Here is an 18,037-nt window from a genome sequence, read left to right on the forward strand (position 1 = left end):
GCTTGGGTGAGCGATCAGAACCGTCCTGACAGGACGATCGATGCGCTTCGTCCCGGACCGACGAGCACGAACGGGGTGGCACTCTGATAGAGAGCGTCGTAGTAGAGCTTGTCGAAGATGTTGGCAACGAACAGCTTCGCCGTCCAGTTCTTGTCGAGCTTGGCTTCCGCGAACGCGTCGAAGCGCCAGTAGCTCGGCAGCTCGGTGCCCTGGTTCGCCGCCAGCCAGGTGCCGCCGAAGATCTTCGAGCGGTACACTGCCTGGCCGCCGATCTCCCAGGTGTCGTTGATCTGGTACTTCGTCAGCAGGCTGAACGACTGGTGCGCGGTGTTGGCGAGCTGCAGGCCGACATTGCTGGTGAACAGCGCGGTGTTGGCCGGCGGGATGTTCGACTTCGTGACCTCCGACTGCATCAGCACGATGCCGCCGAAGATGCTCCATTTGTCAGTCAGCTTGCCGCCCGCCTGCAGATCGATGCCGCGGATGCGGTAGGCGGCACCGGCCGAGAGACACGGCACGGAGCCGACGGTGCCTGCCGGATACGGGCAGTCCGCGGTGGCCTGCGCGGCGCTGGTGATGTTGCGCGACTCGCGGGCATTCTCCTTCTCGGTCTGGAACAAGGCGCCCGTGACCAGCAGGCGGCCGTCGAGCAGCTCCCATTTGGTGCCGATCTCGATCGAGGTGTTCTTCTCCGGCCCGAAGATCTGGTTGGCGCCGCCATTGGTCACCGCCGACAGGCCGCCATATTGCGGGCTGAGACCGTCGAACTCGGCGCCGACCGGGTTCGACGACGTGGCGTAGGCCGCATAGAAGCTGGCGTAGGGCACCGGCTTCAACGTCATGCCGACGTTGAAGTTCGGCATGCCGCTGGAGGCCGCGGTCGAGCCCGGCGTGTTGGCGACGCCGTTGACCGTCCCGAAGCCATCGACCCGAACGTCGTATTTGTCATAGCGCACGCCGCCGTTGAGGATGACGAGATCGCGGTAGTTGACGCTGTCCAGGGCGTAGACGCTCGCCGAGTCGATCTTCACGTTCGTCGGGAATTGTCCCAGCGACGGAATGCCGAACGGCAGGTTGGTGAACTGCGGGTTGAACACGCTCACGCCCGACAGCGAACCGCTGCCGGCGAACGCGAGGCCTTGCTGCTCGGAGGTCAGGCCGGTGTAGCTGTTGATGAGCGCCTTTTCCTGCGAGACCTCGAGGCCGGCGAGCACGGTATGCCTGAAGTTGCCGGTGTCGAACTTGTAGGTCGCCTCGAGCTGGTTGGCGAGCACGTCGGTCTGCTGGAAGCGGCTCTGCGGATTGGCCCGGATCACCGAGTTCGAGAGAGGATTGGTGAGCGTCGGGCCTTCCGGCAGAGTGCCGATATAGTTCAGGGTCGAGCGCGATACCCGGAACTTGTCGGAGATCGTCAGGTCGGGGGTGACCTTCACCTCGGCATTGAGCGTGCCGATGTCCTGTCCGACGCGCGAGAAGTCGCGGTTGACGAAGCCGTACCAGGCGTTGCGCGGAGCGCCGACCTCGGGGAACGGCGCGCCGGCGGTGAGCGTGCTCGGCCGATAATACGGTACGCCGAAGTCCGGACGTCCCGTCACCTCGTTGTGGATGTAGTTGGCGGACAGCGTCACGGTGTCGAGCGGCGTCCACTTGGTGGCGATGAAGCCGCCGTTGCGGTTGTCGGTGACGTAGTCGCGGCCTGCGACGCCGGCATCCTGGAACAGGCCGCCGACGCGCGCGGCGAAGGTCGGCGTGATCTTCTGGTTGACGTCGATCACCACGCGCTTGGTGCGGTCGGTGCCGAGCGTGGTGTCCATGTTGTAGAAGCTGTTCTCGGTCGTGGCCTGCTTGGTCACGATGTTGATGGCGCCGCCGGTGGTGCCGCGGCCGGCGAACGAGGAGTTCGGGCCGCGCAGGATCTCGACCTGCTCGGTGAAGAAGTTCTCGCGCACGGAGACGCCGGCGTCACGCACGCCGTCGATGAAGACGTCGTTGCGGGCGTCGAAGCCGCGGATGAAGAAGCGGTCGCCGAACGCGTTGCCGCCTTCGCCGGTGCCGAGCGTCACGCCGGCGGTGGAAAGCACGGCGGATTTGAGGCTGGTGGAGTTCTTGTCGGCCAGGATCTCCTTGCTCAGCACCGTCACGGTCTTCGGCGTGTTGAGCAGCTTCTCCGGAAACTTGCCGGAAGCCTGCAGCCGCTCGCCCTTGTAGTCGGAGGCGGGGCTGGAATAGGGGTTGCGGTCGGGCGGCAGATTGCTCTTCGGCGCCGCGGCCTGCTGCTGCTGTTGCTGGCGGGCGGCGCGGCGCATCGCGTCGCGGGCGCGGACCTGGTCCGCGGTCGGACGCGAGGCGGCCGGCTTGGGACGCGCGACCGGGGCTTCGACGTTGACGGACGGCAGCGGCGCCTGCTGGGCTTCGGCACTGGAGAACGAGGCAACCGCGATCAGGCTCGCGACTGCCGAGACTTTCACGCCGGAAATCTCGGGAGATGGCTCCCACTCGTGCCCGCTTGCCCCTCGCAAGCTCCTTGGAAAGATTGCCTTACCCATACTCGACCACCCCATTCGTTACGCAAAACTCTGACTTGGGTTCGTTTGAACGCCCGCAACCGGCGCGTGCCTGTTGCGAATGCAAGTCAAGAAGCGGGGGAAAGCGGTCCAAAGCTGGTTCCGCCGGTGGCTGGAATGCGAAAAGTTTCCATCCATTTCTGAAAATGAGAGTTGTTCGCAAAGTGTCGCGTCACGGCAACACTTGAAACCTCCTGGTTGAGCTGATCTCCATCATTCAATTGCTGATGGGAGAATTGGCCGGCCTGCACCCCGTCCCGCGAGGTAAATCGTGCGCTTGATGATCACTTCGGCGATCTGCGGTTCGAGCTGCTTCCCGCCGCATCGCGAGATGCGGCGGGAATCTGGCGAATCTGTTTCCCGACCGGGACGCGCGCGGCCTTAGAACTTCGCCGTCGTGATCAGGTAGAACGCACGGCCGGGAGCGACCTGGGTGAACGGCACGTTGCTGCGGTAGAAGGTGTCGTAATAGAGCTGGTTGGTGAGGTTCTGGGCATAGACCTTCATGCTCCAGTTCTTGTCGATCTGCTTCTCCACGAAGGCATCGAACCGCCAGTAGCTCGGCAGCTCGTTGCCGGTGTTGGCCGCGAACGTGCCGCCGAACACTTTCGAGCGGTAGACGGCCTGGCCGCCGATCTCCCAGCCGTCGTCGAACTTGTACTTGGTCAGCACGCTCAGCGACTGGTGCGCGATGTTGGCGAGCTGCAGTCCGGTATTGGACGCGACGCCGCTCTGCGTCACCTTGGACTGCATCAGCACCAGGCCGCCGAAGATGCTCCAGCGGTCGGTGAGCTTGCCTTCGGCCTCGATGTCGATGCCCTGGATGCGATAGGCCGCGCCCGAGGTCAGAAGGCCGTTGACGGTCTCGCGGGCGTTCTCCTTCACCGTCTGGAACAGCGCGCCGGTCACCAGCAGATGGCGGTCGACCAGCTCCCATTTGGTGCCGATCTCGGCGCCCTTGTTGCGCTCGGGCCCGAGGATGATGGTGCTGTTCGGCGGAATGCCGCCGTAGTCGGTGGCGGTGCCGTCGAGCTCGGAGCCGAACGGATTGGCGGAGGTCGCGTAGGCCGCATAGAGGCTGCCGATCGGCAGCGGCTTGTAGACGAGACCGAGATTGTAGTTGATCAGGTCGGAATCGACGGTCGCCGAGGCGGTGTTGTTCGACGAGCGCATCGCGTAGCCGTCATAGCGCAGGCCGCCGGTGAGGATGAGGGTGTCGCGCCAGTTCGCGGTGTCGATCACATAGGCGCTCTTGCTGTCGACGTCGTAGCGGGTCGGATTGCCGGTCAGGAACGGCACGGTCGTGAACGGCAGGTTGGTGTAGGCGGGGCTGAACATATTCTGGTTCTGCAAGCCCCCGCCGGTGGTGCCCTGCGAGCCGAACGCCTCCGAGGTCAGCCCGGCGTAGCGGTCGATCGAGATGTTCTCCTTGGAGAACTCGGTGCCGACCACCGTGGTGTGCTTGACCGGGCCGGTGTCGTATTTGAACGTCAGGTCGTTCTGGTTGGCCCAGTTGTCGACGGTCTGATAGCGGCTCTGCGCGCTGGCATTGAAGAACCATTTGGTCGGATCGGGGCTGGCCGTTCCCGCCACGCTCGCATTCGGCAGGGTGCCGATGTAGTTCAGCTCGGAATGCTCGCCGCGCAGCTTGCTGGTGAAGGTCACGCTGTCGCTGAGCTTGAGCTCGCCCGCGAGCGTGCCGAAATCCTGCCGCGCGGCCTGGAAGTCGCGGTTGAGGAAGCCGTACCAATTGTTGCGCGGGATGCCGGCCGAGGTCGCCGGAATGTTGCCCTGCTTGTAGAACGGCACGCCGAAATCCGGATAGCCGGAGAGGTCGGTGTGGACGTAGTTGGTCGTGACCTTCAGCGAGTCCGTCGGAGTCCACTTGGTCGAGATGAAGCCGCCCCAGCGGTCGTCGGTGACGTGGTCGCGTCCCGCGACATTGGCGTCCTGGAACAGGCCGCCGGTGCGCACCGAGAAGGTCGGCGAGATCGTCTGGTTGACGTCGAGCGTCACGCGCTTGGTCTGGTCGGTGCCGAGGGTCGACTCCGCGTTGGTGAAATTGCGGTCGCCGGCCTGCTTGGTGATGATGTTGATGGCACCTCCCGCGGTGCCGCGGCCGGCATAGGCCGAGGCGGGACCGCGCAGGATCTCGACCTGCTCGGTGAAGAAGTTCTCGCGCACCGACACGGCGGGATCGCGGATGCCGTCGATGAAGATGTCGTTGCGGGCATCGAAGCCGCGGATGAAGAAGCGGTCGCCGAACGCGTTGCCGCCTTCGCCCGAGCCGAGCGTGACGCCCGCGGTCGAGCGGCCGACCTCCTTCAGCGTGGTGACGTGCTTGTCCTCCAGCACCTCCTTGCTCATCACGGTGATGGTCTTCGGCGTGTTCACCAGCTTCTCGGTGAACTTGCCGGAAGCGACGCGGTCGACCTTGTAGGGCGCGGCCGCGTCCGCGTAAGGGTTGGCGTCGGGCGGCGTCTGCGGTCCGGTCTGAGCCGGCGGCTGCTGCGGCTGGCGGGCCGCGCGGCGCAGCGCGCTGCGGGCGCGGACCTGGTCGGCCGACGGCCGCGACGGCGCCGGCTTGGCGCGCGCGGCCGGCGCTTCGACGGTGACGGAGGGCAGGGGCGCCTGCTGCGCCTCGGCGCCGGAGAACGAGGCGACGGCGATCAGCCCCGCGACCGCCGACACCTTGACCCCCGATACATCAGCGGAGGGATCGCCTCGAAGCGCGGTGCCCCCGCGCAAGCTTGCTGGAAAGACGGCTCGACCCATACTCAACCACCCCAATGGCTACTCAAGGACAAATCTTGTTCGTGGATTCGCCATCAGGATCACTCCTGTTGCGAACGCCTCTCAACAAGTCCTCGAAATTCGACCAAAACGGGTTGCGCTGGTGGCCCGCCTGGGATGATCGTACCTAATGCATGTGATAATCAGTCGCAGGTAAGGGTCTGTTGGTTATTCGTTACCGGTCGCGCCCAAACTCCCGCGAGGTCTCCGCAAACCGCGGGAGCGGCGCCTGCCGGATCTCGATACCGCCGATCTAGCCGCGCGCGACGATCACCGCGACCGGCCCGCCGCCGTCAGGGCCCTGGTGCTCAGCGCCGCCCGAGACGAACAGGTCGGTGAAGCCAAACAGCCCGGCCAGCGCGCCGCCGACGAAGGCGCGGGCATGGCGGGTCGAGGAGACGTCGCTGTCGTCGAGCATGGTATGCCGCTGGCCGCGCAGCCGGCCGCTCTGCGCCGCCTCCGCCTTGGCGAGCACCGCGGCGATGCGGCTGCGGTCGGCCGCCGGCACCTGGCCCGTCACGTTCAGGCCGAGCCGGGCGAGCGCCTGCCGCGCCGGCTCGATGTCGATGGCATCGCCCATGACGGCATGATCGATCGCGAGCGGCCCGCTCCACTTGGCCGACATGCCGGCCACCATGATCTCGTGGTCGAGCAGCTCGACGCCGCCCGAGGTGGCCGCGCGCCCGCTGTAGCGCGAGACATCCGCGCAGATCGTCGCATCGGACAGATCGCCGGCTGCGAGCTCGCCGAGCGCGACGGCGACCCCGAGCGCCGAGGCGCCGCGCGAAAAGCCCATCGACTTCAGCGTATCGCGCACGGCGGTGCGCTGTCCCCGGGCCTCGACCGCCTCGATCCGCTCCATCGTCAGCAGCGGGCATTTCACCTGTACGTAGTGAACGTTGGCGGGATCGTCGATGCCGGCGTCGGCCATCGCCGCACGCACGCCGGCGGCCACGAGCTCGACCTGCGGCATGCGGCCGAGATGCTCGCCCGCCAGCACCGGCGTGCGTGCGCGCCCCAGCGCCAGCGACGTCGGCACATCGCGCGGCTTCGCGGCATCGCCGCCGTCGCGTGCCTCGAACACGATCATGTGCGGCGACAATGCGCCCTCGGTGCCGCCGGACATTACCATCGCGATCTGCTGCACGGCGTCCGCCGCGAGATATCGGCCGAGCAGCGCCTCCAGCGAGCGCACGGCGAAGGCGCGGGTGAAGTCGTTGACGCAGCCATTGCCCTCGGTCTTGCCGAGAATGGCGACGATCCCTGCGGGATCGATCGCCCCTTGCGCGATTCCGGCCTCGAGCGCGCCGACATCGTCCGGGCTCCGCATCGGCAGGCGGTGAACGTAGGCGCGGCGCAGCCGGGTCGGCATGTCGAGAACTCCTCTGGTGCGGTCCGGCGACACTAGGCAATCACGAAGCCGCGCGCGACGGTGTTTGGCAATGGCCCGCATGCTATCCTCGGCATTCCCGACCCGAACGACGGGTGATCCATGCCTCTCTGGATCTGCTTTCAATGCGGCGCGCAGTTTCCCGATACGCCGGCGCCGCCCGGCCATTGCGTCGTCTGCGAGGACGAGCGGCAATATGTGAACTGGACGGGACAGAGCTTCCTCAGCCGCGACGACCTCGCCGAACGGCATCAGGTCGTCTGGCGCGAGGATGACGGCCTCATCGGCCTTGCTCTGGAGCCGAGCTTCGCGATCGGCCAGCGCGCGCTGCTCGTTCCCGGGCCGGACGGCTGCGTGATGTGGGACTGCATTCCGCTGGCGACGGATGCGGCCATTGCCCATGTCCGCTCGCTGGGCGGGCTGAAGGCCATCGCCGTGTCGCATCCGCACTATTATGGCGCGGTCGCCGATTGGAGCGCCGCGTTCGGCAATGCGCCGGTCTATCTGCACGGCGACGACGCGGCCTTCGTCACCCGTCCGCATCCTGCGATCGTGCCGTGGACCGGCGACCGCCTCGCGCTCTCGGACGAAATCGTGCTGCTGCGGACCGGCGGGCATTTCGCCGGCGCCACCATCCTGCATTGGCGGAAGGGAGCCGAGGGCAGGGGCGCGCTGTTGACCGGCGACATCGCCATGGTGGCGATGGATCGCCGCCATGTCAGCTTCATGTACTCCTATCCGAACTACATCCCGCTCGGCGCCGCCGCCGTGCGCCGCATCGCCGATGCGGTCGCGCCGCTCGCGTTCGATCGGATCTACGGCGCCTGGTGGCAGAAGAACATCGCCGACGATGCCAAGGCGGCGTTCGATCGCTCGGTGCGGCGCTATCTCCAGGCGATCGCTTGAGCCGACGGTTTCGCGGAATCCCCGTAAAGTAACGGAGCATTAGGCACAACCAGAAGGTTGCCTCAGGACATCTTGCAGTCTTTGGTCGGATGGTATCGAAGTATCCCGGGCGGAATGGGGTACCTCAATGCATTTGCCATCGTGCTCGCCGGCGACTGGCGCCATCGCGCCGGCCAGCCTCCTCGTGCATTCAGACTTCCGATCAGTCCCCCATCCTCCCGTGTCCGCCTCCAGCGCCGGCGAGCTGCCCTGGCGCTGGATCCTGCTGGCGCTGGTGCTCGCCATCGTGCTCGCGGTGCCGTTTCTGTTGGTCGATGTCCCGCCGGTGCTCGACTATCCGAACCACCTCGCGCGGCTGTTCGTGCTGGCGCATCCCGACGATCCCGTGCTGTCGCAGATGTACGCGCCGAACTGGCGCATCCTGCCCAATCTCGGCATGGACGTGATCGGCGTCGCGCTGCTGCGCATCACCGACGTTCATGTCGGCGGCCGCATCCTGCTCGCGCTCAGCCTGTTCGCGCCGCTCCTCGGGGTCATCGCCTATCACCGCGCGGTGTTCGGCCGGCTGTCCTTATGGCCGCTGGCGGCCGGCATCGTCGCCTATGACGGCGTCTTCCTGCTCGGCTTCATGAATTTCCAGCTCTCGCTCGGTCTTGCCCTCGGCGGCGCCGCCGGCTGGGTGGCGCTGCGCCGTCGGGGCGGCTGGCTGCCGGCGATCGCCTGGGGGGCCATCACTGCGTCGGCTGCCTTCCTCTGCCACATCTTCGGCTTGCTGTTCTTCGCGGTCCTGATCGGCGCCGGAGAGGCCGATCGGCTGTGGCGGCTGCGCCGGTCGGCGGTCCTGACGCGGGAGCTGGCGGTCGCGGCCTGTGCGCTCGGACTCACGCTCAGCCCGGCCGTGCTGCTCTATGGGCTCTGTCCGCTGGGCGAGGGAGGGTTGCAACTCGGCGACTGGGACGGACCGCCGAAGCTGTGGCGCATCATGACGCCGTTCCTGACCACCAGCGCCGAGCTGACGATCATCACGACCGTCGTGGTGATGTCGGTGCTGGTTCTCGTCCGGCGCCAGCTCGTCATCGCGCCGGGCATTCCGCTGGCGCTGGCGGCGCTGTTCACGGCCTTCGTCGCGGCGCCCTGGACGGCGCTGGGAGGAACGCTGATCGACATGCGCTTTGCCGCGATGGGCGGCCTGCTGCTGTTCGCCGGCCTGCATCCGGTCGTGTCCGGCAGGAAGGCGGCGCTCGTCGGCATCGTCCTCGCAGGGCTGATGCTGGTTCGGACCGCGGATATCGCATCGGCCTGGATCGATCACCGGGTCGACCTCGCCGAACTGCGCGCGGCGATCGCGCACGTGCAGCCCGGCGCGCGCGTCATCGCCGCGCATGGCCACGAGCAGCCCGTCTCCAGCCGGCGCGAGCGCATCCTGCCCGGCTTCCGTTATGTCGATTCCCATATGGCGGCGCTGCTCGTGATCGAGCGGCGGGCGTTCTGGCCGCTGATGTTCGCCCATCCGAACCAGCAGCCCGTCACGGTGCGTCCCTCCTTCGCGCATCTCGCGCAGCCGCTGGCCGAGCCCGTCGCGTGGCGCTGGCTGCAGCCGGACACGCCGCCCGCCGACGTGTTGCCGCTCGCGCGCTATCTGGCCGGCTGGCGGTCGAACTTCGATGCTGTCCTGCTGCTCGACCCGCCGGTCCCGGCGCAGCCCGTGGCCGGCCTCACGGCGCTCTATCTCGGCAGCTACATCCAGCTGTTCCGCGTCGGGCAGGACAACGGCAAAACCGCGCAGGAGCCTGAGCCCGCTCCGCCGGCGGCCTCGCCTTCGTGAAGCCGGAACGACAGCCGCCGCTCCCCATCAGTCTGCGGTGATCCTCTGCCTCCGTTGGGCCGTTGCCTTGCGCTGGCCGTCGCCGCGCGCGGCGGCGGCGCCACGACGGAGAAGGGACATGCAGCGGATCGTGCCGGGACCGGGCCAGGAATCGGTGTGGGACTATCCGCGGCCGCCGCGGCTGGAGCGCTGCAGGGCGCGGCTGCGCGTCGCATTCGCCGGCGTCACCATCGCCGACACGCAGGACGGCTATCGCGTGCTCGAGACCAGCCATCCTCCGGTCTACTACTTCCCGCCGCAGCATGTCGCGATGCAGTGGCTGCGGCGCGCCCCCGGCCAGTCATTCTGCGAGTTCAAGGGCGTCGCCGGCTACTGGACGCTGGAGGTCGGCGGCCGCGTCTCCGAGCAGGCGGCCTGGAGCTACGAGCAGCCGACGGCGCCATTTGCGCCGATCGCGGGCCATCTGGCGTTCTATGCCTCGCGGGTCGAGGCCTGCTTCGTCGGCGACGAGTGCGTTGCCGCGCAAGATGGCGATTTCTACGGCGGCTGGATCACCTCCCGCGTCGTCGGACCGTTCAAGGGCGGGCCGGGTACGCGGCACTGGTAGAGACAGACGCTCGTCTCGATGCGTGATCCGATGGCCGATCTTGATCGTATGGATGACGGGTGACGGCAGCCCGCGCATGCAGCGTGGCTTGACTTGGCGGGGACCGCGATCCCTGCCGGAGGAGATCTCATCTTCACGACGCCGGGGAATGCCATGCGACGGTTGATGAAGTTCCTGCACACGATGGGCGCGATCGGCATGATGGGCGCGATGGCCTGCCTCGTCGTGCTGCTCGGCCTGATTCCGCAGCCGTCGGTGTCGCTGTCGCATTATGCCGAGATGCGCGCGGCGATGGGCGCGATCGTGCGCTACGTGTTCTTCCCCTCGCTCGGCCTGACCCTGATCGCCGGACTGCTCGCCATCGCGATCAACCGCGCGCTGCACAGCGCCGGCTGGGCGCTTGCCAAGCTGGCCTCCGGCATCCTGGTCTTCGAATGGGGTTTTGCCGCCGTGCAGGGTCCGATGCAGGAGGCGGCCGAGGAGGCCGCCCGCGCCGTCGCCGGCCAGATCGACCCGGCGACGCTTGCGCCCAACTTCGGTACCGAGCAGGGCGCCATCTGGGTCATGCTCGGCGTCGCCACCGTGAACGTCATATTGGGCGTGTGGCGACCGAGGTTTACCAATCTGCCGGATTGAACGGGGACGCTCGTCCGACGCCGGTCGCGGTCAGCTTCCAGCACTCTGCGCCGCGAGCGCCGCTCTCGCGTCTCCCCCTCCCCCTTGCGGGGAGGGGTCGGGGGTGGGGGTCCCCACGGGTAGTGTTTCGATAGCTCGGATCGATCGGGAGCTGTTGGGCTGACCAGCCCCAAACGAAACTCCGCGCCCGCGGACCCCCACCCCCAACCCCTCCCCGCAAGGGGGAGGGGAGCGCACCACCGCCGCTGCGCGATCTACGGATTTCGCGAAATTCATCTTGCCATTTTTCCGAAATCATGTTTATCTCCGCCCATCCCGCCTCGTGCAGAGGGACGTACGCGTCGTCACGAACGTTGAGGTGGGCTGCGATGGACGCGGCGGCTGTGCCAGACGAGCGCAGGTCGGCGCGGACGGCGAAGTCGTGTGGTCCTGGCCTCTCGACGCTGAGGTCAAGTCCGCTTTCGATGCTGTGACGGCTCGGGGCGGGCGATGGGGGCAAGAACGCCGATCCCCAGGGAGAGCACGAAGGACACCGTTAAAACCGATCGCGCGGGGGAGGCCGGTTGTCAGGCCCGACCTGTGGTGACTGCCGCCTGCTTTTCTTGTTGCAGGCGGGCCATGGGCCGCGGTCAGCACCCGGCCTTCCCCGCGCCCTCTCGTCGAGAGGGCTGACGGCCGCATCACCCGGGCACCGAGCGTGCCGCGGGATCGCGAGCACGCATGCAAGATCACATGTTCAGGATGACATCAGGGGGCGGGCGCGCAGCCTTCGACGACGCGCATTGTCTTCAGCCGGTCATGCCCGACGTCAGCGCCGCCTCGGCGCTGACGCCGGCCATGTCGACGTCTTCAGAGCTGGGTCGCCCGCAGCTCGATCGTGAGCGGCGCGGTCGTCCGCCGGGCGGCCGGGTCGGCTGGCATCTGCACCACGTGGGCGCGCTGGCCGGTGGCCAGGTCGGTGACCTTGACGATCCGGCCATTGGAGAATTCGAGCGCATCGTGATGTTCGGTCGGCTTGTTGGTGTCGACCTGGCGGAAGCGGGCGAGATGCGCACCGACCTTGCGGCGGAAGAAGAAGCCCTTGATCCGCACGTCGCCCTCGAAGGCGAGCTCGGTGCCCGGACGCAGGCACACCGCGGTCAACGGGTCGTCCTTGGTGCAGAAGCCGCGGGTCTCCGTGCCGGGAAAGCGACAGGAGACCAGCACGTCGGCAGTCTTGGCGTCACGGGAAGCAACAGTATGGAGGCTGTAGTCACACATGGAAAGCTCCTGAAGGCCACCAGCACTAAGCCCGCAACGGCGCAGCAGGAGAGTCGTTCCATGGTGTTGAAGCCCGTCACTCCGACGACGCCCGCCGCGGGACGGTCCCGCGGCGGGAACTCGCGATCAGGTGAGATGCGCGGCTTCTTCGGCCTCGTCCTCGGCGGCGCCCCAATGCGAGGCGTCTTTGATGGTCGGATCGATCAGCTCGCCGCGCAGCAGCGCCAGCGGCGACTTCCAATACAGCGCGATGTTGTGGAACGGGTCTGTCAGCACCTTGAAGGCCCAGATCAGGCCGGTCGAGACATCCTGCGTCGCAAACAGCTGGATGACGCGAAACAGACCGCCGCCGATGCCGACCGCGAGCCAGAGCAGGCCGACGTGGCGGACGAAGTCCATCCGGCCGGCCGGCTCGGCGAACAGGCCGAACAGCGTCGGAAACGCGAACAGCGCCACCGGCACCAGGCCCCACACCGTCAGCAGCACGATCTTGCGGGTCTGATTGTAGCCGACCTTGACCGCCTCCTTGTAGTCATTGCTGACGCCGTTGACGTGGTCATAGCCGTTCGGTTCGAAGAAGAAGTGCCCGGTCTGCCGCGTCAGCATCGCCAGCCAGCCGACCAGGCCGGCCATTGCCGGATCCTTGAACAGCAGCGCATAGCACACGAGGAAGATCACGGCGCTGATCAGGTGCAGCGTCTGATTGATCCGGCTCTGATGATAGTAGCGATAGTCGTCGAAGCGCTGCGTCTGCAGCGTCTTGTAGTAGCGCGACATGCGAATCCCCGTGCCGTTGTGGAACGAGGCGAAGACGTAGAGGGCCTCAGTGAAGGTGGCGTGACATTATGATGTTGTCACAATGAAACCGGCCGGGAGCGGATCGGGAGGCGTTATGAGCGAGAACACGCCAACCCTGTGCCGGCGAGTGAGCCGCCTGCGGGTCTCTTTTCCTGCCAGAGAGCGCGCACGCGCGGCTTTGATCGGGATCAAAACCGCGCCGAAAGTCGAACAAGAATTGATGCGGTCAGCCGGCGGGCGACCTCGCCAGCCGGATCGCCTCGCTCAGGATCGCGCGGTCGCCGATATGGTTGGCGAGCAGCAGCACGAGTCTGGCGTTCATGCGCAGGGCCTCGTCCTCGCTGAGGTCGCGCTGGCCACCGATCAGCTCGGCATAGAAGTCGTCGGGATCGCGAATGTTCGGGGTGAGGGTGAGGCTCATGCTGCAAGCTCCTGCTGGGCCGCGGGGCGCCTGCCGCAGGCGCGCCGGACCGCATCCGTGATCGCGTCCCCGTCGAACTGCGGCCAGCGGGCGCTGACATATTGATCGGGGCGGAACAGATAGGTCGTGCCGGGCGAGGCGCCGTATCGTGCCGCGAGCAGGCCCTTGGGATCGGCGAGGTCGCGGCCGACGACGAGCACCCGCGCCGTGATGCCGTCGATGCTGAGCTGCTCGGCGGTGACGGCGTTGTCGAAGGTGACAACCGTGAAGCCCGAGCCGAGGCAGTTCAGGAACCAGCCGGGCTCGCCCGCGACCATCACCGGCGCGTCCGCGGCATTGATACCTGGCGTCATCGCGCCGGGTACGCTGCCGCCGTCAGGCGTGTTCAGGGACGATGCGGCATAGGGCGTCGGCGTCGACAGCCGGCCGCTGTTGACCAGCGGCCGCGCAAAGCTGTGGTGCTGCGCGAGGTCGAGCACGGCGTCGCGGAAGGTGCGGCTCGCTTGTGTCTTCGGCGTGATGAAGTCGGTCGCCCGCGTCGAGTTCAGGATGTTGTCGTCGGCCGCGTAAGCGCGTTCCTCGTGATAGCTGTCGATCAGGCTCTCCGGCGCCTCGCCGCGCAGCACCATTGCCAGCTTCCAGGCGAGGTTGTCGATGTCCTGCACGCCGGTGTTGGCGCCGCGGGCGCCGAACGGCGACACCTGGTGCGCTGCGTCGCCGGCGAACAGCACGCGTCCCCGGCGGAAATTGTCGATCCTTCGGCAGGCGAACTGATAGATCGACACCCATTCGAGCTCGAACTCGGCGGTCTCGCCGAGCATCGCCCGGATGCGCGGGATCACGCGCTCGGGCTTCTTCTCCTCGTCCGGATTGGCGTCCCAGCCGAGCTGGAAGTCGATGCGCCAGATGTTGTCCGATTGGCGATGCAGCAGCACCGACTGTCCCGGATGGAACGGCGGGTCGAACCAGAACCAGCGCTCGGTGGGGAAGTCCGCCTTCATCCTGACGTCGGCGATCAGGAAGCGGTCCTGGAAGAACTGGCCGGTGAACTCGGCGCCGACCATCCGGCGGGTGTCGGAATTGGCGCCGTCGCAGGCGATCACCCATTGCGCCTCCATGGTGAAGATGCCGTCGGGCGTCTCCACCGCGAGCTGCGCGCAATCCTCGCTCTGCTTCAGGCTGACGAGGCGATGCTTCCAGCGCAGATCGACCAGCGGGCTCCTGCTGCAGGCGTCGACCAGGATCTCCTCCAGATAGTATTGCTGCAGGTTGATCATCGCCGGCCAGCGATGGTCGGGCTCGGGCAGCAGGTCGAACTGATAGGAGAGCTGGTCGCGGAAGAACACCTTGCCGATGTTCCAGCTCACGCCTTTCTCGACCATCGGCGCGGCACAGCCGAGCCGGTCCCAGATCTCCAGCGGGCGCTTGGCGTAGCACACCGCGCGCGAGCCGATGCTGACGGTGTCGTTGTCGTCGAGCACGACCACCGGCTGGCCGCGGGCGGCGACATCGAGCGCCGCGGTGAGGCCGATCGGCCCGGCGCCGATCACGACGATCGGATGGCGGCGGGTCTCGCCGCTGCGCTGCTCCGCCGAGCAGACATAGGGAAATCTCGGATAGACATAGTTGCTCATGGCTGCCTCGCCTGGCGCGCTGCGGTCGGGACTGTCGGAACGAGCAATCGCTCAGTCGCTGCCGGCGAATTCCTTCTCGTGCATCCAGGCGGTGTGCCGCGGCGGCTTCCTGGTCGTGGCCCATTCGTCGACCATGGCGTGGGCGACCGACTTCATCCGCGTGATCTGCTCCGGCGTCGCGGTCCAGGCCGCGATCTCCAGCCGGTGGCCGCTCGGATCATGGAAATAGATCGACTTGAAGATGGTGTGGTCGGTGATGCCGACGACGTCGAGACCGGCGGCCTCGGCGCGGGCCTTGGCTTCCTCGAGCTCCTCCATGTCCTTCACTTGGAAGGCGATGTGCTGGGTCCATTCCGGCGTGTTCGGATCGCGCCCCATCGGCGGCGAGTTCGGCAGCTCGAAGAAGGCGAGGATGTTGCCGTTCCCGGCATCGAGGAAGATGTGCATGTAGGGATCTGGCGCCTTGGTCGAGGGCACCTTGTCCTCGGCGATCGCGCCGAGCAGGTCCATGTTGAGGACCTTCTTATAGAACTCGACGGTGGCCTTGGCGTCGACGCAGCGATAGGCGACGTGATGAATCTTCTCGATCTGCACGATGGTCCTCCCATGATCATTGTTGGCAGGATAGTAACGAATGATACGATTGTGTGGCTTTGATCCAGATCAACCCGATTGGGATCGGATTGAGGTCGCCAGGAACGAGCGCCTGGAACGGACGAGGGCAGGGGACGCGATGACGAAGGTGGCCAACGAGACCCGCGGCCGAACGGGTGGAGAGGGGATCGCCGAGCGTGAGCTGAGGTTGCAGCGCTATTTTCCCTACCGGCTTGCCCGGCTCGCCGAGCAGGTGTCGCTGGCGGTGGCGGAGGTCTATGCCGACCGCTTCGCGCTGTCGCGCCAGGAATGGCGGATCCTGGCGGCGCTCGGCGAGCAGCCGCGGCTGCCGACCAAGGAGATCGGCCGGCTGACGACTCTCGACAAGATGAATGTCAGCCGCGCCATGCAGAGCCTGGAGGCCCGCGGCATCGTCAGCCGGAGCCGCGATCCCGCGGACGGCCGCGAGCGGATCGTGGCGTTGACGGCTGCCGGCAGAGGGCTGTACCGCAGGATCGTGCCCCATGCGCTGGCGCGCGAGGCCGATCTGCTGAGCGTGCTTTCGGCCGCCGAGATCGCGACCCTCGACACGGTCATCGACAAGCTGCTCGCGGCCGCCGAACGATCGGTCGACGATCCCCCTGGCCGAAAGGCTTGATCGGTGCCGCCGCCGCGCTATATCGACGGTCTCTCTCCACCCCTGATAGCATGGGCCAACGTACGACGATGACCGACACCGCCACCGTTAGCCATTCCTTCCAGGCCGAAGTCTCCGAGCTGCTCCATCTGATGGTGCATTCGGTCTACTCCGAGACCGACATTTTCCTGCGCGAGCTGATTTCGAACGCCTCGGACGCCTGTGACAAGCTGCGTTACGAGGCGATCGCCAGACCCGATCTGATCGGCGACGGCGAGCCGCCGCAGATCCGCATCATCCCGAACAAGGCCGCTGATACGCTGACCATTGCCGACAGCGGCATCGGCATGGAGCGCCAGGAGCTGATCGACCATCTCGGCACCATCGCCCGCTCCGGCACCAAGGCGTTCGTGCAGAAGCTGGCCGAGGCCAAGGACGGCACCGGCCTGATCGGCCAGTTCGGCGTCGGCTTCTATTCGGCCTTCATGGTCGCCGACCGCATCCAGGTGATCAGCCGCCGCGCCGGCGGCGGCGAGGTCTGGACCTGGACCTCGTCGGGCGGGGCGGGCTTCGAGGTGGCGCCCGCGTCCGAGGAGGATGCCAAGCGGGTTGCGCGCGGCACCGAGATCGTGCTGCACCTCAAGGACGACGCGAAGAAATATCTCGAAACCTATGAGATCGAGCGCATCGTCACCGCCTATTCCGACAACATCCAGTTCCCGATCATGCTGGTGCAGGAGGAGGGCGAGCCGCGCCAGATCAACTCCGCCAGCGCGCTGTGGCAGCGCTCCAAATCCGAGCTGACGCCGGAGGACTACAGCAAGGCCTACAAGTCGATCGCGCATGCGTTCGACGAGCCGGCGATGACGCTGCACTACCGCGCCGAGGGCCGCTATTCCTATGCCGTGCTGCTGTTCGCGCCCTCGACCAAGCCGTTCGACCTGTTCGAGCCGGCGCGCAAGGGCAAGGTCAAACTCTATGTCCGCCGCGTCTTCATCACCGACGACGCCGACCTGATGCCGGCGTACCTGCGCTTCATCCGCGGCGTGATCGACAGTGAGGATCTGCCGCTCAATCTGTCGCGCGAGATGCTGCAGAACAATCCGCAGCTGGCGCAGATCCGCAAAGCGGTGACGACGCGGGTGATCAGCGAGCTGGAGCAGCTGGCCGAGAAGGACGCCGAGAACTTCGACAAGATCTGGGACTCCTTCGGCGCCGTCATCAAGGAGGGACTCTACGAGGACTTCGAGCGCCGTGACAAGCTGCTGGCGCTGGCGCGCTTCACCACGACGACCGGCGAGAAGCGCTCGCTGAAGCAATATGTCGAGGGCCTCAAGGAGAACCAGACCGAGATCTACTTCCTGGTCGGTGACAGCATCGAGCGGCTGAAGTCCAATCCGCGGCTCGAGGCGGCCAAGGCACGTGGCGTCGAGGTGCTGCTCTTGACCGATCCGGTCGATGCGTTCTGGACCTCGGCGCGGCTCGAATATGACGGCAAGCCGCTGAAGTCGCTGAGCCAGGGCGACATCAACTTCGATCCGATCCCGGTGACGGAGCCGAAGGCCGAGGACGAGGCGCAGCCGGCGGCCGACGAGGCCAACACGATCGCGTTGATCAAGGCGAGCCTCGGCGATCACGTCACCGACGTGAAGGTCTCGACCCGGCTCACCACCAGCGCGTCGTGCCTGGTGGCCGGCAGCCATGGTCCCGATCGCGAGCTGGAGCGCATCCTGTCGCAGCAGGCGCGCGGGGCGCGCACCAAGCCGATCCTCGAGATCAATCTGCGCCATCCGCTGGTCGTGGCGGTCGCCAAGGCCGCCGCCGACAAGGCCAAGGTCGACGATCTGTCGTTCCTGCTGCTCGAGCAGGCGCAGATCCTCGACGGCGAACTGCCGGAGGATCCGGCCGCCTTCGCGGCCCGTCTCAACCGGCTGGTGCTGCAGGGCGTCGCGGGGGCCTGAGGCAGGCGGGT

14 protein-coding genes are annotated in these 18,037 nt (G+C 66.7%); 6 read left to right on the plus strand and 8 right to left on the minus strand.

Going from position 1 to position 18,037, the window contains the following annotated elements:
- Positions 1-14: 14 nt before the first annotated feature.
- From ACQR1D_RS06660 to ACQR1D_RS06670, 3 genes are all read right to left on the minus strand, one after another.
- Positions 15-2,546 (minus strand): TonB-dependent receptor, encoded by a 2,532-nt coding sequence (locus ACQR1D_RS06660; RefSeq protein ID WP_434873569.1) that lies wholly within the window; start codon positions 2,544-2,546, stop codon positions 15-17.
- A 399-nt stretch (positions 2,547-2,945) separates the two neighbouring features.
- Positions 2,946-5,339: a TonB-dependent receptor gene (locus tag ACQR1D_RS06665; protein ID WP_434893742.1), complete on the minus strand. Its 2,394-nt coding sequence runs from the start codon at positions 5,337-5,339 to the stop codon at positions 2,946-2,948.
- A gap of 271 nt (positions 5,340-5,610) precedes the next feature.
- A complete protein-coding gene (locus ACQR1D_RS06670) occupies positions 5,611-6,729 on the minus strand; it encodes a ring-opening amidohydrolase (RefSeq protein ID WP_434893741.1) in 1,119 nt (372 codons plus the stop codon).
- A 120-nt stretch (positions 6,730-6,849) separates the two neighbouring features.
- Here ACQR1D_RS06670 and ACQR1D_RS06675 point away from each other — a divergent pair, with 120 nt between their 5' ends.
- The 4 genes from ACQR1D_RS06675 (at position 6,850) to ACQR1D_RS06690 (ending at position 10,721) form a co-directional block, all read left to right on the plus strand.
- Positions 6,850-7,653: an MBL fold metallo-hydrolase gene (locus ACQR1D_RS06675; RefSeq protein ID WP_434893740.1), complete on the plus strand. Its 804-nt coding sequence runs from the start codon at positions 6,850-6,852 to the stop codon at positions 7,651-7,653.
- 220 nt (positions 7,654-7,873) lie between these two features.
- Positions 7,874-9,478 carry a hypothetical protein gene (locus ACQR1D_RS06680; RefSeq protein WP_434893739.1) on the plus strand — a complete coding sequence of 535 codons (1,605 nt, stop codon included), beginning with the start codon at positions 7,874-7,876 and terminating at the stop codon, positions 9,476-9,478.
- Positions 9,479-9,596: 118 nt separating this feature from the next.
- Entirely contained in the window at positions 9,597-10,085 is a 489-nt protein-coding gene (locus tag ACQR1D_RS06685) for a DUF427 domain-containing protein (RefSeq protein WP_434893738.1), read from the plus strand.
- A 153-nt stretch (positions 10,086-10,238) separates the two neighbouring features.
- Positions 10,239-10,721, plus strand: coding sequence for a hypothetical protein (locus ACQR1D_RS06690; RefSeq protein WP_434882764.1), 483 nt, complete (start codon positions 10,239-10,241; stop codon positions 10,719-10,721).
- A gap of 849 nt (positions 10,722-11,570) precedes the next feature.
- Here the strand turns inward: ACQR1D_RS06690 and ACQR1D_RS06695 are convergent.
- From ACQR1D_RS06695 to ACQR1D_RS06715, 5 genes are all read right to left on the minus strand, one after another.
- Positions 11,571-11,981 carry a hypothetical protein gene (locus ACQR1D_RS06695; RefSeq protein ID WP_434873565.1) on the minus strand — a complete coding sequence of 137 codons (411 nt, stop codon included), beginning with the start codon at positions 11,979-11,981 and terminating at the stop codon, positions 11,571-11,573.
- Positions 11,982-12,107: 126 nt separating this feature from the next.
- Positions 12,108-12,758 carry a hypothetical protein gene (locus tag ACQR1D_RS06700; RefSeq protein ID WP_434893737.1) on the minus strand — a complete coding sequence of 217 codons (651 nt, stop codon included), beginning with the start codon at positions 12,756-12,758 and terminating at the stop codon, positions 12,108-12,110.
- Between the two features lie 247 nt (positions 12,759-13,005).
- Positions 13,006-13,200 carry a DUF2783 domain-containing protein gene (locus ACQR1D_RS06705; protein ID WP_316179677.1) on the minus strand — a complete coding sequence of 65 codons (195 nt, stop codon included), beginning with the start codon at positions 13,198-13,200 and terminating at the stop codon, positions 13,006-13,008.
- Positions 13,197-14,834 (minus strand): FAD-dependent oxidoreductase, encoded by a 1,638-nt coding sequence (locus tag ACQR1D_RS06710; protein ID WP_316236768.1) that lies wholly within the window; start codon positions 14,832-14,834, stop codon positions 13,197-13,199. Before ACQR1D_RS06710 ends, ACQR1D_RS06705 begins: the two co-directional genes overlap by 4 nt.
- Positions 14,835-14,885: 51 nt before the next feature.
- Positions 14,886-15,428 carry a VOC family protein gene (locus tag ACQR1D_RS06715; protein WP_315802694.1) on the minus strand — a complete coding sequence of 181 codons (543 nt, stop codon included), beginning with the start codon at positions 15,426-15,428 and terminating at the stop codon, positions 14,886-14,888.
- Between the two features lie 139 nt (positions 15,429-15,567).
- Between ACQR1D_RS06715 and ACQR1D_RS06720 the strand changes: the two genes are divergently transcribed.
- The gene (locus ACQR1D_RS06720) at positions 15,568-16,086 is read left to right on the plus strand and encodes a MarR family winged helix-turn-helix transcriptional regulator (protein WP_316217205.1); all 519 of its coding nucleotides are present in this window, start codon (positions 15,568-15,570) and stop codon (positions 16,084-16,086) included.
- A 68-nt stretch (positions 16,087-16,154) separates the two neighbouring features.
- The gene (gene htpG / locus ACQR1D_RS06725) at positions 16,155-18,026 is read left to right on the plus strand and encodes a molecular chaperone HtpG (RefSeq protein WP_434893736.1); all 1,872 of its coding nucleotides are present in this window, start codon (positions 16,155-16,157) and stop codon (positions 18,024-18,026) included.
- Positions 18,027-18,037 lie beyond the last annotated feature (11 nt).

The organism is Bradyrhizobium sp. HKCCYLRH2047, assembly GCF_051168175.1.
In the GTDB taxonomy this organism is placed as follows: Bacteria; Pseudomonadota; Alphaproteobacteria; order Rhizobiales; family Xanthobacteraceae; genus Bradyrhizobium.

What these genes read in the sequence shown, in the direction of transcription:
- htpG (WP_434893736.1), top strand. Translation starts at nt 16,155, where the DNA reads ATGACCGACACCGCCACCGTTAGCCATTCCTTCCAGGCCGAAGTCTCC.
- ACQR1D_RS06685 (WP_434893738.1), top strand. Translation starts at nt 9,597, where the DNA reads ATGCAGCGGATCGTGCCGGGACCGGGCCAGGAATCGGTGTGGGACTAT.
- ACQR1D_RS06710 (WP_316236768.1), bottom strand. Translation starts at nt 14,834, where the DNA reads ATGAGCAACTATGTCTATCCGAGATTTCCCTATGTCTGCTCGGCGGAG.
- ACQR1D_RS06705 (WP_316179677.1), bottom strand. Translation starts at nt 13,200, where the DNA reads ATGAGCCTCACCCTCACCCCGAACATTCGCGATCCCGACGACTTCTAT.
- ACQR1D_RS06695 (WP_434873565.1), bottom strand. Translation starts at nt 11,981, where the DNA reads ATGTGTGACTACAGCCTCCATACTGTTGCTTCCCGTGACGCCAAGACT.
- ACQR1D_RS06675 (WP_434893740.1), top strand. Translation starts at nt 6,850, where the DNA reads ATGCCTCTCTGGATCTGCTTTCAATGCGGCGCGCAGTTTCCCGATACG.
- ACQR1D_RS06700 (WP_434893737.1), bottom strand. Translation starts at nt 12,758, where the DNA reads ATGTCGCGCTACTACAAGACGCTGCAGACGCAGCGCTTCGACGACTAT.
- ACQR1D_RS06665 (WP_434893742.1), bottom strand. Translation starts at nt 5,339, where the DNA reads ATGGGTCGAGCCGTCTTTCCAGCAAGCTTGCGCGGGGGCACCGCGCTT.
- ACQR1D_RS06660 (WP_434873569.1), bottom strand. Translation starts at nt 2,546, where the DNA reads ATGGGTAAGGCAATCTTTCCAAGGAGCTTGCGAGGGGCAAGCGGGCAC.
- ACQR1D_RS06720 (WP_316217205.1), top strand. Translation starts at nt 15,568, where the DNA reads ATGACGAAGGTGGCCAACGAGACCCGCGGCCGAACGGGTGGAGAGGGG.
- ACQR1D_RS06690 (WP_434882764.1), top strand. Translation starts at nt 10,239, where the DNA reads ATGCGACGGTTGATGAAGTTCCTGCACACGATGGGCGCGATCGGCATG.
- ACQR1D_RS06670 (WP_434893741.1), bottom strand. Translation starts at nt 6,729, where the DNA reads ATGCCGACCCGGCTGCGCCGCGCCTACGTTCACCGCCTGCCGATGCGG.